15 protein-coding genes and 9 tRNA genes are annotated in these 15914 nt (G+C 63.2%); 20 read left to right on the top strand and 4 right to left on the bottom strand.

Features of this window, described 5'->3' with window-relative positions; all coding sequences use genetic code 11:
* Positions 1–19 precede the first annotated feature (19 nt).
* The 13 genes from ispE to I6L39_RS12170 all read left to right on the top strand — a co-directional run bounded on the left by ispE (position 20) and on the right by I6L39_RS12170 (position 5193).
* Positions 20–898: a 4-(cytidine 5'-diphospho)-2-C-methyl-D-erythritol kinase gene (gene ispE / locus I6L39_RS12230; RefSeq protein ID WP_254203639.1), complete on the top strand. Its 879-nt coding sequence runs from the start codon at positions 20–22 to the stop codon at positions 896–898.
* Positions 878–952 (top strand) — tRNA-Gln (locus I6L39_RS12225). The genes ispE and I6L39_RS12225 overlap by 21 nt, the downstream gene beginning before the upstream one ends.
* Before the next feature lie 183 nt (positions 953–1135).
* Complete coding sequence (locus tag I6L39_RS12220; protein ID WP_010673845.1) at positions 1136–2083, top strand: ribose-phosphate pyrophosphokinase; 948 nt, start codon at positions 1136–1138, stop codon at positions 2081–2083.
* Between the two features lie 258 nt (positions 2084–2341).
* A complete protein-coding gene (gene pth / locus I6L39_RS12215) occupies positions 2342–2938 on the top strand; it encodes an aminoacyl-tRNA hydrolase (RefSeq protein ID WP_113977790.1) in 597 nt (198 codons plus the stop codon).
* 92 nt (positions 2939–3030) lie between these two features.
* On the top strand, positions 3031–4122 hold the full coding sequence (ychF, locus tag I6L39_RS12210; protein WP_042078059.1) for a redox-regulated ATPase YchF: 1092 nt from the start codon (positions 3031–3033) through the stop codon (positions 4120–4122).
* Between the two features lie 235 nt (positions 4123–4357).
* Positions 4358–4434 (top strand) — tRNA-Met (locus I6L39_RS12205).
* An 8-nt stretch (positions 4435–4442) separates the two neighbouring features.
* Positions 4443–4517 (top strand) — tRNA-Gln (locus I6L39_RS12200).
* 45 nt (positions 4518–4562) lie between these two features.
* Positions 4563–4637 (top strand) — tRNA-Gln (locus tag I6L39_RS12195).
* Positions 4638–4678: 41 nt separating this feature from the next.
* Positions 4679–4753 (top strand) — tRNA-Gln (locus I6L39_RS12190).
* Positions 4754–4791: 38 nt separating this feature from the next.
* Positions 4792–4868: transfer RNA gene (locus I6L39_RS12185), tRNA-Met, on the top strand.
* A gap of 45 nt (positions 4869–4913) precedes the next feature.
* Positions 4914–4988 (top strand) — tRNA-Gln (locus I6L39_RS12180).
* A 36-nt stretch (positions 4989–5024) separates the two neighbouring features.
* Positions 5025–5101, top strand: a tRNA-Met gene (locus tag I6L39_RS12175).
* Between the two features lie 8 nt (positions 5102–5109).
* Positions 5110–5193: transfer RNA gene (locus I6L39_RS12170), tRNA-Leu, on the top strand.
* A gap of 232 nt (positions 5194–5425) precedes the next feature.
* Here the strand turns inward: I6L39_RS12170 and I6L39_RS12165 are convergent.
* A complete protein-coding gene (locus I6L39_RS12165; protein WP_216989785.1) occupies positions 5426–7258 on the bottom strand; it encodes an SLC13 family permease in 1833 nt (610 codons plus the stop codon).
* A gap of 266 nt (positions 7259–7524) precedes the next feature.
* On the opposite strand from I6L39_RS12165, the gene pnuC reads away from it, so the two are divergent.
* The 7 genes from pnuC (at position 7525) to I6L39_RS12130 (ending at position 12218) form a co-directional block, all read left to right on the top strand.
* On the top strand, positions 7525–8247 hold the full coding sequence (gene pnuC, locus I6L39_RS12160) for a nicotinamide riboside transporter PnuC (protein ID WP_216989784.1): 723 nt from the start codon (positions 7525–7527) through the stop codon (positions 8245–8247).
* The gene (locus I6L39_RS12155; protein WP_216989783.1) at positions 8244–8969 is read left to right on the top strand and encodes a nucleoside phosphorylase; all 726 of its coding nucleotides are present in this window, start codon (positions 8244–8246) and stop codon (positions 8967–8969) included. The genes pnuC and I6L39_RS12155 overlap by 4 nt, the downstream gene beginning before the upstream one ends.
* 128 nt (positions 8970–9097) lie before the next feature.
* Positions 9098–9769, top strand: coding sequence for a Crp/Fnr family transcriptional regulator (locus I6L39_RS12150; protein ID WP_216989782.1), 672 nt, complete (start codon positions 9098–9100; stop codon positions 9767–9769).
* Positions 9770–9793: 24 nt separating this feature from the next.
* A complete protein-coding gene (yqfB, locus tag I6L39_RS12145; RefSeq protein ID WP_216989781.1) occupies positions 9794–10120 on the top strand; it encodes a N(4)-acetylcytidine aminohydrolase in 327 nt (108 codons plus the stop codon).
* Positions 10121–10206: 86 nt separating this feature from the next.
* Complete coding sequence (locus tag I6L39_RS12140; RefSeq protein WP_216989780.1) at positions 10207–11127, top strand: alpha/beta hydrolase; 921 nt, start codon at positions 10207–10209, stop codon at positions 11125–11127.
* 60 nt (positions 11128–11187) lie between these two features.
* Complete coding sequence (locus I6L39_RS12135; protein ID WP_216989779.1) at positions 11188–11538, top strand: DUF1622 domain-containing protein; 351 nt, start codon at positions 11188–11190, stop codon at positions 11536–11538.
* A gap of 83 nt (positions 11539–11621) precedes the next feature.
* Positions 11622–12218, top strand: coding sequence for an HAD family phosphatase (locus I6L39_RS12130; protein ID WP_216989778.1), 597 nt, complete (start codon positions 11622–11624; stop codon positions 12216–12218).
* 90 nt (positions 12219–12308) lie between these two features.
* Here I6L39_RS12130 and I6L39_RS12125 read toward each other — a convergent pair whose 3' ends face one another.
* The 3 genes from I6L39_RS12125 to astA form a co-directional block, all read right to left on the bottom strand.
* Entirely contained in the window at positions 12309–13106 is a 798-nt protein-coding gene (locus I6L39_RS12125; protein ID WP_216989777.1) for a DUF1338 domain-containing protein, read from the bottom strand.
* A 189-nt stretch (positions 13107–13295) separates the two neighbouring features.
* Positions 13296–14765, bottom strand: a complete 1470-nt coding sequence (gene astD / locus I6L39_RS12120) for a succinylglutamate-semialdehyde dehydrogenase (RefSeq protein ID WP_216989776.1) — start codon at positions 14763–14765, stop codon at positions 13296–13298.
* A 61-nt stretch (positions 14766–14826) separates the two neighbouring features.
* Complete coding sequence (gene astA, locus I6L39_RS12115; protein ID WP_042078978.1) at positions 14827–15846, bottom strand: arginine N-succinyltransferase; 1020 nt, start codon at positions 15844–15846, stop codon at positions 14827–14829.
* Between the last annotated feature and the right edge of the window lie 68 nt (positions 15847–15914).

Genomic DNA, 15914 nt, shown 5'->3' with positions numbered 1-15914 from the left:
GGCGCAGGAGCACAGCACCATGATGAAGCCTGGCCAGTTCCGCTGGCCCGCCCCGGCCAAGCTCAACCTCTTCCTGCACGTCAACGGCCGCCGCCCGGACGGCTATCACGAGCTGCAGACCCTGTTCATCTTCCTCAGCCACGGGGACTGGCTGGAGTTCGAGGTGATCCCGGGTAGCGACCAGCTCACCCTGAGCCCCGCTATTCCCGGCGTGCCCGATGAACAGAACCTCATCATCCGCGCCGCCCGCCTGCTGCAAACCAGGCTGCCGAGCCCCCAGGGCGCCCATATCCGGCTGGAGAAGGTGCTGCCCATGGGCGGCGGCATCGGCGGGGGCTCGTCCGATGCCGCCACTACGCTCGTGGCCCTGAACCATCTCTGGCAGGCGGGCCTCGGCGAGGATGAGCTGGCGCAGCTCGGCGTGCAGCTCGGCGCCGACGTGCCGGTGTTCGTGCGCGGCCGGGCCGCGTTTGCGGAGGGAGTGGGCGAGCGACTGCAACCGGTCGAGGTGCCCGCGGCCTGGTATCTGGTGCTCAAGCCCGACTGCCATGTGGCAACGGCGGCCGTGTTTCAGGATCCGGAACTGCCTCGCGACACCCCCAAGATGACCCTGGGCAATCTGCTGGAAGGGGAGTGGAAAAACGATTGCGAATTGCTGGTGAAAAAGCGCCACCCCGAGGTTGCCAATGCGCTCGGCTGGTTGCTAGAATACGCGCCGTCAAGAATGACGGGCACTGGCGCCTGCGTCTTTGCTCAATTTGAAGACGAAATGGCTGCTCGGAAGGTGTTGGCCAAAGTGCCGGAAGGCTGGGATGGGTTTGTCGCCAAGGGCGAGAACATATCACCACTCTTCGCCACTTTGCAACAAGTCAGTGATTGGGGTATCGCCAAGCGGTAAGGCAGCGGGTTTTGATCTCGCCATTCCTAGGTTCGAATCCTAGTACCCCAGCCAAGCTGGCATGATGACGCATCAAGGGTGGACGCCCCCTGTCCCCCCACCCAGCCAGGGTGATGCGACGCCATTTTCCCTGTGCTGAGACCTTGTCCGTCATCTTGCTAAATCGTTTGCCCCCAAACGATCCGGGTCTGAACTCAGACTCCCCACATACTGGATGCAACCCCGAGGTTTCAAACCGTGCCTGACATGAAGCTGTTTGCTGGTAACGCAACGCCGGAACTAGCCCAGAAGATCGCAGATCGCCTGTTTATCAAACTCGGCAATGCTGCCGTAGGTCGCTTTAGCGACGGCGAGATCAGCGTACAGATCAACGAGAATGTACGCGGTGGCGATATCTTCATCATTCAATCCACCTGTGCCCCGACCAACGACAATTTGATGGAATTGATCGTCATGGTGGATGCACTGCGTCGTGCTTCAGCTGGCCGTATCACTGCCGTTATCCCCTACTTTGGTTATGCCCGTCAGGACCGCCGCGTCCGCTCCGCTCGTGTGCCCATCACCGCCAAGGTCGTCGCCGACTTCCTCTCCAGCGTTGGTGTGGACCGTGTGCTGACCGTTGACCTGCATGCCGAGCAGATCCAGGGCTTCTTCGACGTCCCCGTCGACAACGTGTTCGGCAGCCCTGTGCTGCTGGAAGACATGAAGGCCAAGAACCTCGAATCCCCCGTGGTCGTTTCGCCGGACATCGGCGGCGTGGTCCGTGCCCGTGCCATCGCCAAGCTGCTGGACGACACCGACATCGCCATCATCGACAAGCGTCGTCCCCGCCCGAACGTCTCCCAGGTCATGCACCTGATCGGCGACGTGGCCGGCCGTGACTGCGTCATCGTCGACGACATGATCGACACCGGCGGCACCCTGTGCAAGGCGGCCGAAGCGCTGAAAGAGCGCGGTGCCAAGCGCGTGTTCGCCTATGCGACCCACCCGGTCTTCTCCGGCACCGCCGTGGAAAACATCAAGAACTCGGTCATCGACGAGCTGATCATCACCGACTCCATCCCGCTCACCCCGGAAATGAAGGCCGTCGGCAAGGTCAAGCAGCTGACCCTCTCCTCCGTGCTGGCCGAAGCCATCCGCCGTATCAGCAACGAAGAGTCCATCTCTGCCATGTTCGAGCATTGATAGATCCCGTTGTCACAAAAACCGCCGCACGGCGGTTTTTGTTTTTCTGTTTCCGCTCGATCCCGCCCTGGTGCGCCGATGAGGGCGGCCGGCACGGCAGACAAGGGCCGGGCGATGCCCGTTCTGGCCGCCAGGCACGGCCGTTATCCTCCCCGCTGCCGCACTTTGGTTGAGTGTTCGCCAGTCGGCGGCTAGAATATTGCGTCCCATTGCCCAGGGCCATCCGCTCATGGCAAGTAGCGAGTGAAGACATCAAGCGTGACAAGTCAAATCAAACTGATTGTCGGGCTCGGTAATCCCGGCCCCGAATATGCCAAGACCCGCCACAACGCGGGGGCCTGGTATGTGGAGCAACTGGCCCGCTGGCACAATGTCAGCCTGCGCGAAGAGCCCAAGTTCTTCGGCCATACCGCCCGCATCCTAGTGGACGGACAGGATGTGCGGCTGCTCATCCCGAACACCTACATGAACCTCTCCGGCAAGGCGGTGGCGGCGCTGGCGCGCTTCTACCAGATAGCCCCGGAAGAGATCCTGGTGGCCCACGACGAGCTGGACCTGCCCCCCGGCATCGCCAAGTTCAAGCAGGGTGGCGGCCACGGCGGCCACAACGGCCTCAAGGACATCATCGCCAGGATGGGCAACAACAATAACTTCTTCCGCCTGCGTCTCGGGATAGGTCATCCCGGCGCCAAGGAGCTGGTGGCCGGCTTCGTGCTGACCAAGGCCCCCAGCAGCGAACAGAGCCTGATCGAGGCCGCGCTGGACGAGTCCCTGCGCGCCACCGACATCCTGTTCAAGCAGGACATGACCAAGGCCATGCATCGCCTGCACAGCTTCAAGGCCGAGAAGGTTTGAACACGGAGCCTTGGCAAGATGCCAAGCGAGAACAATATGACGAGGTCGCCCGCGTGGCCTCCCACAGCATCCATCACGTAAGGTAACTATCCATGGGTTTTAAATGCGGTATCGTGGGCCTGCCCAATGTAGGCAAATCCACCCTGTTCAATGCGCTGACCAAGGCCGGCATCGAAGCCGCCAACTTCCCGTTCTGCACCATTGAGCCGAACACGGGTGTGGTCCCCATGCCGGATCCCCGCCTCGACCAGCTGGCGGCCATCATCAACCCGCAGCGGGTCGTGCCGACCACCATGGAGTTCGTGGACATCGCCGGCCTGGTGGCCGGTGCCTCCAAGGGCGAGGGCCTGGGCAACCAGTTCCTCGCCAACATCCGTGAGACCGAGGCCATCGGTCACGTGGTGCGCTGCTTCGAGGACGAGAACATCGTCCACGTGGCGGGCAAGGTCTCCCCGGCCGACGACATCGAGGTGATCAACACCGAGCTGGCCCTCTCCGATCTGGACGCCTGCGAGCGCGCCATCAACCGCCAGTCCAAGCGTGCCAAGGGCGGCGACAAAGACGCCAAGCTGGAAGTGGAAGTGCTGGAGAAGATCAAGGTGGCGCTGGAAAACGGCCAGATGATCCGCGGCATGAAGCTGGACAAGGAGGAGCTGGACGCCGTCAGCCACCTCAACTTCCTGACCCTCAAGCCCACCATGTACATCGCCAACGTGGCGGAAGACGGCTTCGAGAACAACCCCTACCTGGATCAGGTGCGTGAGATCGCCGCCGCCGAGAACGCCGTCGTGGTCGTGGTCTGCTGCGCCATCGAGGCGGACATCGCCGAGCTGGACGACGAGGATCGCGCCGAGTTCATGGCGGATCTGGGCATCGAGGAGCCGGGCCTGAACCGGGTGATCCGTTCCGGTTACGAGCTGCTCAAGCTGCAGACCTACTTCACCGCCGGGGTGAAGGAAGTACGTGCCTGGACCATTCCGGTCGGTGCCACAGCCCCGCAGGCCGCGGGCAAGATCCACACCGACTTCGAAAAAGGCTTTATTCGCGCCCAGACCATCGCCTTCGACGACTTTATCACCTACAAGGGTGAGCAGGGCGCCAAGGAAGCGGGCAAGATGCGCGCCGAAGGGAAAGACTACATCGTCAAAGACGGCGACATCATGAACTTCCTGTTCAACGTCTAACCCCATGAGAGGCCAGCATTTGCTGGCCTCTTTTCTATCCGGCCGGACAGGCCATCTGCTGGCAAATGTCGCAAAAAAAACCAGATTGTTGGGCTTTTGCACGACAGCGACCAATAACTCGCCAAACGCACCCAAATTCGTTTTTTCAAACAAAAAAAGGGTTGACGCCCCAGAGCCAGATACGCATAATTCCGGCCGCACAGTGACGAGGCAACGACTCACTGGAAGCACGGTTGGCTATGTAGCTCAGTTGGTTAGAGCATCGCACTCATAATGCGGGGGTCACAGGTTCGAATCCCGTCATAGCCACCATCTCAAGTTGGGGTATCGCCAAGCGGTAAGGCAGCGGGTTTTGATCTCGCCATCCCTAGGTTCGAATCCTAGTACCCCAGCCATTTTCAAGGCTCTTTGCCTGTCATATGACGGTCGAGGAGCGCTGTTGGGGCATCGCCAAGCGGTAAGGCAGCGGGTTTTGATCTCGCCATACCTAGGTTCGAATCCTAGTGCCCCAGCCATTTTTGCATGATGTTTGACAGTATCTGTCAGGCATCGCTGTTGGGGTATCGCCAAGCGGTAAGGCAGCGGGTTTTGATCTCGCCATCCCTAGGTTCGAATCCTAGTACCCCAGCCATTATTCTGTTCTCTTCCACACCGTGGTTGACAACAAACGGCTATGTAGCTCAGTTGGTTAGAGCATCGCACTCATAATGCGGGGGTCACAGGTTCGAATCCCGTCATAGCCACCATTTTTGAAAATGTTCCTTCAATCATCCGATTGCAGGGAACACTGTTGGGGCATCGCCAAGCGGTAAGGCAGCGGGTTTTGATCTCGCCATACCTAGGTTCGAATCCTAGTGCCCCAGCCATTTTTACTTGTCTTCGACGCAAGTCGGGCACAAGACGGCTATGTAGCTCAGTTGGTTAGAGCATCGCACTCATAATGCGGGGGTCACAGGTTCGAATCCCGTCATAGCCACCATTACTCTTGCGGAAGTGGCGAAATTGGTAGACGCACCAGATTTAGGTTCTGGCGCCCTAGGCGTGAGAGTTCGAGTCTCTCCTTCCGCACCATCAAAGCCGTACCAAACAGACCAGCCCAGGCTGGTTTTTTTGTGCCCGGCGTTTGCCGCCCGTCTCCCGCAGTCCCGCGCCTGCAACGCCTCCCAGCCATTAGCGGCTGCACCTCGTGCTCTCCCCGGCACAGGGTACTCATCCTCTGCACCCTCTTGATGTCGGCCTTTCATGTCGGGGCCCAGCAGGCAACAAAAAGGCGGCCCGCAGGCCGCCTTTCTCATCGATGCCGTCAGAACGGGAAGAACCAAGGGATGGCGATGACGCTCACCACCATCACCAGCAGAGTGAAGGGCACGCCGATACGCACGAAATCCACGAACCTGTAGTTGCCTGGGCCGAGCACCAGGGTGTTGACCGGCGAGGAGACCGGCGTCATGAAGGCCGCCGACGCCGCGATGGCGATGGTCATGGCAAAGGGATAGGGGGAGACCCCCATCTGCTGGGCCGTGCCGAGCGCAATGGGCGCCATCAGCACCGCCGTCGCCGTGTTGGAGATGAAGAGCCCGATGACGGCGCACAGGGCGAACAGGCTGGCCAGCACCACGCGAGGTCCCATCTCTCCCACCACCGAGATCAGTCCCCCGACGATGAGATCCACCCCGCCGGTCTGCTGCAGCGCCAGGGCAAAGGGCAGCATGCCCACGATGAGGATCAGGGTCGGCCAGTGAATGGACTTGTAGGCGCTCTCCAGATCGATGCAACGGAACTTGCCCATCAGCAGGCAGGCGATGAGCGCCGCGATCACGTTGGGCACGGGATCCGTCACCATCAGCACTATCATGACCCCGAGCGCCACCAGGGCGTGGATGGCCTGGCTGCGGGCCGGCGCCATCTCGTCCACCTCGGCGGGCAGGCCGAGCAGCAGGAAATCGCGATGATGGGTCTGCAACTGGCGAATGAGGCTCCAGTTGCCCACCACCAGCAGGGTGTCTCCCATCAGCAGCGGCTCATCCACCAGCTTGCCGGTGAGCGCCTCGCCGGCGCGGCGGATCCCCACCACGCTCAGGCCATAGCGGGAACGAAACGCCACCTCGCGGATGCTCTTGCCGAGCAGTCGGGAGCCGGGGATGAGGGAGACCTCGGCCATGCCTACCTCCCGCGCCTGATCGGAGAAGTATTCCCCGCGCAATATCATGGGCTCGAGCCGCGCCTCGCTGCAGAATTCCCGCACGTCCACCTCGGGATCCGACATGTCGATGAGCAGAACGTCCTTGGCCTGGAACTCGGTCACCCCGGAGACGGTCACCATCACCCGCCTGAACTTGCGCCAGCGCTCCACCCCGATGACGTTGGCCCCGTAGCGGGCCCGCAGCTGCAGCTCGTCCAGGGTCTGGCCGATCAGGGGGGAATCGGGCCGAAGTGCCAGTCGGCGCGCCCGCCCGGCCAGCCTATAGTCGCGGATGAGATCGCGCATGGTGCTGCGCCCGCTCTGCTTGCCCTTGCCCTCCTCCTCCTCGCGCACCAGGGAGGTGCGCATCAGCAGCATGTAGAGGATCCCCATCCCCAGGATGATGACCCCCATGGGGGTGAAGCCGAAGAAGCCGAACCCCTGAATGTCGTGGCGCATCAGCTCGCTGTTCACCACCATGTTGGGGGGCGTCGCCACCAGCGTCATCATGCCGCTGATAAGGCCGGCAAAGCCAAGCGGCATCATCAGCCGGCCAGGCGGGATCCCCATGCGATTCGCCACGCTCAGCACCACGGGGATGAAGATGGCCACCACCCCGGTTGAGCTCATCACAGCCCCCAGGGTCGCCACCGCCACCATCAGCAGCACCAGCATGCGGGTCTCGCTGCTGCCGGCCACCTTCACCAGGGCATCCCCCACCTGATAGGCGATGCCGGTGCGCACCAGCCCCTCCCCCACCACGAACAGGGCGGCGATCAGGATGACGTTGGGGTCGCTGAAGCCCGCCAGCGCCTGTGGCAGAGTCAGGGTGCCGCTCAGCACGAACAGGATGATGATCAACAAGGCGACCACGTCCATGCGCACCTTGTTGGTAATAAACAGGAGGATGGCCCCCACCAGCATGCAGAGTACCCAGATCAACTCGGAATTCACACTCGCTCCTTTCGTTCCACTCCCCGACCGCACCAAGGGGGATCCCATCAGACCACAGCCTGCTCATCCCCATGTTGTGACATATCAAAAAACTGGGGCAGGGCATCATCGCATATCAGGGTGCCATCGGGGGCCTAAAGTTGCCCCCGCCGTTTGTTCATTCTTTGAGGTGGCTCGGCCCTGCACGGACAAAAGTCCTGCCAGCGCCTCCGCGCCGCCCCTAGAATAGGCCCGGTTCACGCCCCCAATTTTCAAAGGAAACGAAAATGAGCTTATTCGAGTGGTTCAGCATCCATCACACCCTGGTGACCATCCCCCTGGGCGGTGGTTACGCCATGTCGTGGATCGAGGCCATCGGCACCCTGTTCGGGTTGGCCTGCATCTGGTGCGCCAGTCAGGAGAAGACCATCAACTACCTGTTCGGGCTCATCAACGTCAGTCTGTTCGCCATCATCTTCTTCCAGATCCAGCTCTACGGCCTGTTGCTGCTGCAGCTGTTCTTCTTCTGCGCCAACCTCTATGGCTGGTACGCCTGGACCCGCCCGGCCAATGCCCAGGGTGACACCCTGCAGATCCGTTGGCTCAGCAAGTCCAAGCTCATCGCCACCGCCGCCGTGAGCGTGCTGGCCATCGCCCTGCTGACCCTCTATATCGACCCGGTATTCGCCACCCTGGCACGTACCTCGGTCGCTCTGCTCAACCTGTTTGGCGCCAATCTCGCCACCCCAGAGCCCTCCCCCGATGCCTTCCCCTTCTGGGATGCCAGCATGACGGTGCTCTCCGTGGTGGCCCAGATCCTAATGACCCGCAAGTACGTGGAGAACTGGATCCTCTGGGTGGTCATCAACATCATCAGCATCGGCGTCTATGCCGCCCAGGGGGTCTATGCCATGTCCCTTGAGTACCTGATCCTGCTCTTCATCGCCGCCAACGGCACTCGCCTCTGGATGGTCAGCGCCAAGCGTCCGCAACTGGAAGCGATCGCATGAGCCTGCTGCCCCATCTGCAATGCCGCCCGGACCGGATCGCCGAACGGGTGGTGCTGTGCGGCGATCCGGCCCGGGTCGAGCGCATCGCCGGCCAGCTCGATCAGTGCGAACCGCTGGGCCAGCACCGGGAGTTTCGCCTCATCAACGGCCGCTACCGGGGGCTGCCCGTCACTGTGTGCAGCACCGGCATCGGCGGCGCCTCCGCCGTCATCGCGCTGGAGGAGCTGGTGCAGGCGGGTGCCCGCGCCCTCATCCGGGTCGGCTCCGCCGGCGCCCTGCAAGGCCATATCGGGCTCGGGGATCTTATCGTGGTGGAGGGGGCGGTGCGCAGCGAAGGCGCCTCGCAAGCCTACCTGCCCCCCGAGTACCCCGCCTGCGCCGACATCCGCCTGCAAGCTGCCCTGCTCGCTCATCTCGGCGCCAGCGACCAGCCTCACTGGCACGGGCTGGTGCGCTCCCACGACAGCTTCTACCGGGATGACGAGCAGGACGTCTGTCGCTACTGGCACCAGCGCGGGGTGCTCGGGGCAGACATGGAGACCGCCTCCCTGCTCGCCGTGGGGCGCCTGCGCAAGGTGCGGGTGGCCGCCGTGCTCTGCAACGTGGTGGCCTTCGAGCAGGACGTGCAAGCGGGAGTGAGCGACTACGCCGCCAGCGAAGCCGCCATGATGACCGGCGAGCGGCTGGCCATCGCCGCCGCCCTCCACGCCCTGACGCAATAGCCGGGTCTGCCGAGGTCCGTTGCGGGCCCCGGCAAAACGTTAAGCCCGGCACATTCGGGGGCGCGGGGGCTGGCATCCCGCCCCCGCCCTTGCTAGCCTCATGGCCCTCGTCAAGCCGGGCCTTCGCCATGCAGCAACAACCCTATCCCCTCGGTCGCTTTCACGCCGAGCTTGCCGCCCTCGAACCGCGCTTTGCCGCGGCGCTGACGGCCTGCACCCTCTATTCACGCCGCTATCTGCCGGGTGAGCCCATCATGCGGCAGGGGGAGCGGTGCGAGCAGCTCTATCTGGTGGCGCAGGGCCGCATCTCCCTCAACAGTGCGGTGCACTCGGGTCGGCTGTTTCAGCTCGGCGAGATCGAGTGCCACCAGCAGATCTTCGGCGAGATGGAGTTTTTCAGCGCCACCCCGGTGCAGTGGAGCGTGGTGGCCGAGACCGAGCTGGACGCCGCCGTCATCTGCGCCGACAAGCTGGCCAAACGGCTGCTGGCCGAGCCCGAGCTGACCCTCTTCTTCGCCGCGGCGCTCGCCAGCGACTACCTGGATACCCTGGACATCACCACCAGCCGGCTGCTGCACCCCATCGCCTACAATATCGCCTTCGAGCTGTGGCGCGAGCGCCAGCGCACCCCCATGCTGGGCTCGCGCAAGCGGGCCCACGAGGCGGCGCGCTTTGGCACCACGGAGCGGGTCTATCGGCGCGCCCTCAAGGAGCTGATCGAACAGGGGATTGTCTGCGAAGGGGCCGAGGGACCCGCCATCGCCGATCTGGCCAGGCTGCGCGCCTATCTCGATCTTTGACCTTCACTCACCATCGGAGTCCCCATGTCTGTTGCAAACCACCCCGAGTTCACCTTCTTCAGCCGCTTCGTCGCCGACATCCAGGCCGGGCGCAAGACCATCACCATCCGCGACGAGAGCGAGGCCGACTGGCAGCCCGGCCAGCGGCTGGCCCTGTTCACCAACCCGGAGCATCAGCCCTTTGGCACCATCGAAGTGATCTCCGTCAAGGCAGTCGCCTTCGATGAACTCGATGACGAGCACGCCCGCCAGGAGAACATGACGCTCCCCGAGCTCAAGGAGGTCATCCGCGCCATCTACCCCGATCTGCCACAGCTCTATGTGATTGAATTCAAGCTGGTTGAAGCCTGATTTTGTGAGCTGTCTCATTTAACTCCGGTTGCACTCCCGGACCAAAAGCGCACAATACCTGTTTTTATATACAGGTGTCGTACGTCATGGAAAAACGACTGGAACCGGCCATCGCGGCCATGGTGGCGGACTTCATCGCCGCAGGCAGACCCAGGGCGAGCGAGCTGAGCTGGCAGGCGCGGCGTGAAGGCTACCTTGCCTCTGCCGCATTGGGGGGCGAGCGGGAGGAGGTGGGCAGCATCGAGGAGTGGCAAGAAGAACATTACGCCATCCGCCTCTATCAGCCCGTCGATCCCGCAGACTCCCCCTCTCCGGTACTCATCTACTTTCATGGCGGCTGCTTCGTCAGCGGGGATTTCGAGACCCACGACCGCCAGATGCGGATGCTGTGCAACCGTGCCGGCGCCCTGGTCTTTGCCGTGCATACCCGCCTCGCTCCCGAACACACCTATCCGGCGGCCCATGACGATGCGCTGGCCGCGACCCTCGCCATCATGGCCGAGCTGCCGCAGTGGCGCGGCGATCCCAAGCGCATCGCGCTCGCAGGCGACAGCGCAGGCGGTCACCTCGCCCTGATCACCATGTTGCGGCTCAAGGAGGCGGGAGCGCCCCTTCCCGCCGCCCAGATCCTCCTCTACCCCATGCTCGATGCGTTGGGGGGAAGCGACAGCTATCGCCTGCTCGGCGACGACTACCTCATCACCCGCGACATGCTGCTCAGCGGTTTTCAGGCCTATCTGGGCACCTTGCCCGCCCATCATCCGGAGGCGAGCCCGCTGCACCACCCGGCCCTGCCAGGATTGCCGCCGACCCATATCGTGACCGCGGAATTTGATCCGCTGCGCGACGAAGGAGAAGCCCTCTATCGCAAACTGCTGCAAGCCGGCGTCGTCGCCACCTGTCAGCGGCAGCTCGGGGTCATCCACGGCTACTTTCAACTGGCCGCCGTCAGTCCCGCCGCCCGCCAGCTCGTCGAGCAGATGGCCGCACTGCTCAGGAGGCTCTGAGTTGGCCCGGGCCGGTCAGCGTGGTACAAGTGTCTCTTTTGAATCGTGGAGGAGTCGAGCGTGTTTGAAATAACCGGCCTGAGAGAGGCCATGATGCACGGGGTCGAGCTGTTCCAGCTGCTGCTGGAACTCATCTCCATCGCCTGCGTGGTGATGGGGCTCGGCAAGACCCTCTGGCTGGCGGCCAGGGTGCGGGATCACGAGCCCGGCTTTCCCCGCATCCGGCTCTGCTTCGGCAGCTGGCTCATCCTGGCGCTGGAGTTCCAGCTCGCCGCCGACATCCTGGCCACCACGGTGGCACCGAGCAAGGAGGAGCTGATCCGCCTCTCCATCATCGCGGTGATCCGCACCTTCCTGAACTACTTCCTCGGCAAGGAGCTGGAGGCCCAGAGCGAGCGCCAGCGCGCCTAGGCCGAGACACCGCCGACGGGGCGAGCGGCATCCAACCGACGGATCTGGTACCCTGGGCCTTTCGCCCAGGAGGAAGCAGTCCCATGACCGAGCAACACCGCTTTGAGCAGTACGACGCCCTGATCTTCGATATGGATGGCACCCTGGTGGACTCCATGCCCCTGCACCTGGATGCCTGGGAGCAGACGAGCGCCGAGTTCGGCCTGCCGTTCGATCGGGCGCAGCTCAACGAGTACGGCGGCATTCCCACCCGCAAGATAGTGGCCATGCTGGCAGAGCAGCACGGGCTGACCATCGACGTGGAGGCCTTCGCCCGCCGCAAGGTGGCGCTCTATCTTGAGCATATCGACAAGGTAAGCGTGTTTCCCGCCATGTGGGAGCTGGTCAAGGGCTGCCATGGCAAGGTGCCCATGGGCATTGGCACAGGCTCAACCCGGGCGCATGCGGCGCACATCCTGCGCCAGACCGGGCTCGACGCCTTCATCCCCGTGCTGGTGAGCGCCGATGACGTGGTCAACCACAAGCCCCACCCCGACACCTTCCTGAAAGTGGCCGAGCAGCTCGGCGCCAAGCCGGCCAACTGCCTGGTGTTCGAAGACACCCCCATAGGCCTGGAGGCGGGCCGCGCCGCCGGCATGGAGACCCTGCTGGTCCATCAGGGCGCACTCTGCCCGCGCTAGGGTGGGCAAATGTGCCCCGTCCGCCAACAAAAACGCCTCCACCAGGGAGGCGTTTTTCATAACGCGGTACCGGCATGATCCGGCACCACCTTACATGGCGTTGGTGGACTCGAAGATCTTGTCCGCCGAGGCCTCGACGAAGCCCGGGTAGAGCACGCCGTCCGGCTGCGGGTAGCGCAGGGCGAACTCGTAGAAGCAGCTCGGGATGGCGCGCACGCCGTCGCTGAAAGCCACCTCGGCCTTGTCCGCCATGGTGGAGGACTGCTCCAGCATCACCTGGGGATCTCCCTTCACCTCGCCGCCGACGGTGTTCAGCACGAAGCCCGCCGCCTTCAGGGCCGCATTGACCTGTTCGATGGTGTCGAAGTCGGCCAAACGGTTGATATTGACCGTGAAGTGGTTGGCACGATAGCCCCAGGCTGCCATCCAGGCCGCGTACTCGCTCTCCGCCAGCAGGGTCTGGTAGTCGGCATGGGAGACCTGCCAGGGGGCGCCGGCATAGAGGAAGGCCGGGGTGTCGGTGAGGTGATCGGGCACCTGATCCACCAGCTTGTGGATGATGGCCTGGGCGCCAGCCGAGAGCTCTTCCACCTTCAGCTCGCTGATGAACACCTTGGGGGCGTCCGGATCCGCATGCTCGAAGTGCTTGGCATAGAGCTTCTTGGCCTTGAACACATACTCGCCCTTCTCCTCGTACCCCAGGGCACGGAAGTGGGCCGCCAGCTTCTCGAGGCCGAGCTTGGGCAGGTTGTAGGTCCGAAACGCCACGTGATCGTTGATGATGGGGGCACCGCCCCCCAGCAGTTGGTGAACCTTGTGGGCACTGGGGGTGACCTGAATGTAGTTGTCCCACAGATGGCCAAACAGGGTCTCGATATCCTTTTGCATCTCTCTTTCCTTTGATTGCGGGTACAGACAAGGGCACCCGTGGATGCCCCTTTGTTATTAGAAGGTCAGGCCGGGGGACAGCTGATCCGGCATGCTCGCCTTGCCATCCTCGACCGAAGTCACCGGAGATATGACACAGTAGTCGTCGGCATTGAGCCATCTCGTCTGCATCGCTATCTCCATGAACGATTAAAACGTCAAACCCGGGGACAGCTGATCCGGCATGCTCGCCTTGCCATCCTCGACCGAGGCCACCGGATAGGCACAGTAGTCGGCGGCGTAGTAGGCGCTCGCCCTGTGGTTGCCGGAAGCGCCGATGCCGCCGAACGGCGCGGCACTGGAGGCGCCGGTGATGGGCTTGTTCCAGTTGACGATGCCGGCGCGAATGCGCTTGAAGAAGTGCTGCCAGTCCGCCTCGTTGTCACCGAGCAGGCCGGCCGAGAGGCCGAAGCTGGTGGCGTTGCCCTGATCGATGGCGGCATCGAAGTCGTCGTAGCGAATGAGTTGCAGCAGCGGGCCGAAGTACTCTTCGTCCGGCAGCGCGCTGACCGCGGTCACGTCAATGATGCCCGGGGAGACGAAACCGGTGCCCGCTTCCAGGTGTTTGAGGGTGAGCAGGCTCTCGCCACCGAGGCGCTGCAGGTTGGCCTGCGCCTCGACCATGCCGAGCGCGGCCTTCTCGCTGATCATGGCGCCCATGAACGGCTGCTCGGCGGCGTCATAGAGGCCCACCTTGATCTGGCCGACCACCTCAACCAGGCGCTTGACCAGGGCATCCCCCCGGGCGCCGCGCTCGACAAACAGACGGCGAGAGCAGGTGCAGCGCTGACCCGAGGTGATAAAGGCGGACTGCACTATGGCGTGCACGGCACCGTCGATGTCGCTCACGTCTTTCACGATCAGCGGGTTGTTGCCACCCATCTCCAGGGCCAGGATCTTGCCCGGCTGGCCGGCGAACTGCTGGTGCAGGAAGTGGCCGGTACGGGACGAGCCGGTGAAGAAGAGGCCGTCGATGTCCGGATTGCCCGCCAGCGCCTTGCCCGTATCGACCTCGCCCTGAACCAGGTTGAGCACGCCCTTGGGCAGCCCCGCCTCCTGCCACACCTTGACCATGGCCTCGGCCACCATGGGTGTGAGCTCGGAGGGTTTGAACACCACCGTATTGCCGGCGATGAGGGCAGGCACTATGTGGCCGTTCGGCAGGTGGCCCGGGAAGTTGTAGGGGCCGAACACGGCGACCACGCCGTGGGGCTTGTGGCGCACGAAGGCCCTTGCGCCCGGCATGGGGTTCTCCACCGTGCCGGTGCGCTCGTCATGGGCGCGGATGGAGATGGCGATCTTGCCCTGCATGGCGGCGACCTCGGTGCGGGTCTCCCACAGGGGCTTGCCGGTCTCACGGGCTATGGTCAGGGCCAGCGCCTCCTTGTGCTCGCCGAGCAGGTCGGCGTAGCGGCGGACGATGGCGAGGCGCTCCTCGAGGGCCAGATCGGACCAATGGTAGAAGGCCGCACGGGCCGCCTTGACGGCGGCGTCCACCTGGGTCTGGCTTGCCGCCTCCCCCTGCCAGATCACTGCGTTCTTGGCCGGATCTCTGGATTCGAACGGCTTGCCTTCACCGGCCAGCCACTGGCCATCGATAAACTGGACTAAAGACATCATCAATTCACTCCCTGTGGTGCACGGGCCGCCTTGGCGACCCGTCTCAATGCGGATATACCCGTTACTCCAGATCGACGACCCGTACCATGTCGCCATTCTCCACCTTGAGGGCGGCCGCCATCTTGGGCGGAATGATGGCTTCGTGCTTGTCCAGATCGACCCGGATGTTGCCGTAACAGGCGCGGTACTGTTCGAACCTGGCGTTGCAGATGAGGTAGGTGTGACCGCCGATGGGCTCGCCCACCAGCACCGCCAGCTTCTGGCTGCGGCGCACGCTGCGGATGTTCTTCACCTCGCACTCGACCGTGGGGCCGGCATCGAAGATGTCGACGTAGCCGCGGTTCACGAAGCCCTCGTCCTGCAACATCTTGATGGCCGGACGGGTCTTCTCGTGGGTCTGGCCGATGACGGCGCGCGCCTCGTTGCTCAGCAGGTTCACGTAGATGGGGTACTTGGGCATCAGCTCGGCGATGAAGCGCTTCTTGCCGATGCCGGTGAGATAGTCGACGGTGGGAAAGTCCATCGAGAAGAAATGCTTCTGCAGCCACTCGTAGAAGGGGCTGTGGCCGTTGCCATCGGAGACGCCGCGCATCTCGGCAAAGACGGTACTGTCAAACAGCTCGGGGTGCTCGGCCATGAACAGGAAACGGTGCTTGGAGAGCAGACGGCCGTTGAGCCCCTCGCGGGCGCATTCGCGCAGGAAGAGGGTGCAGAGCTCGGAGTTGCCGGTGTAGTCGTTGGAGAGGGTGAGCGTCTCCACCACGTTGTAGATGCCGAGCTTGGGGGAGGAGTGCACCACCTTGCCGATGTGATAGTTGTAGAACGGTTGGGACAGGCCGACGGCGGCGTCGATGGCGCAGGTGCCGACCATCTCGCCCGTTTCCAGATCCTCGGCCACGAAGAAGTAGAGACAATCCCCCTTGCCGGCGGGCTTGTCCAGGAAGGTCTGGGTCGAGGCATCGATCTTGCGTTGCAGCAGCTCATCGTTGACCGGCAACGAGGTCATGCCGGTGCCGGATTCGATGGCACAGGTCTTGAGGCCGGCGAAGTCGCGCTGCTCGATAGGACGGATAACCAACATAAATGACAACTCCCTTTCATTGACGACAGGTGGGGGCCCGGCTCCTGCCGGGCGGGTTCCCCACCTCA

The sequence above is a fragment of the Aeromonas sp. FDAARGOS 1409 genome (assembly GCF_019048705.1).
GTDB classification, from domain to species: Bacteria; Pseudomonadota; Gammaproteobacteria; order Enterobacterales; family Aeromonadaceae; genus Aeromonas; species Aeromonas sanarellii.
Note: the sequence above shows the minus strand (reverse complement) of the source record. Positions and strands in the feature narration are given on the sequence as shown.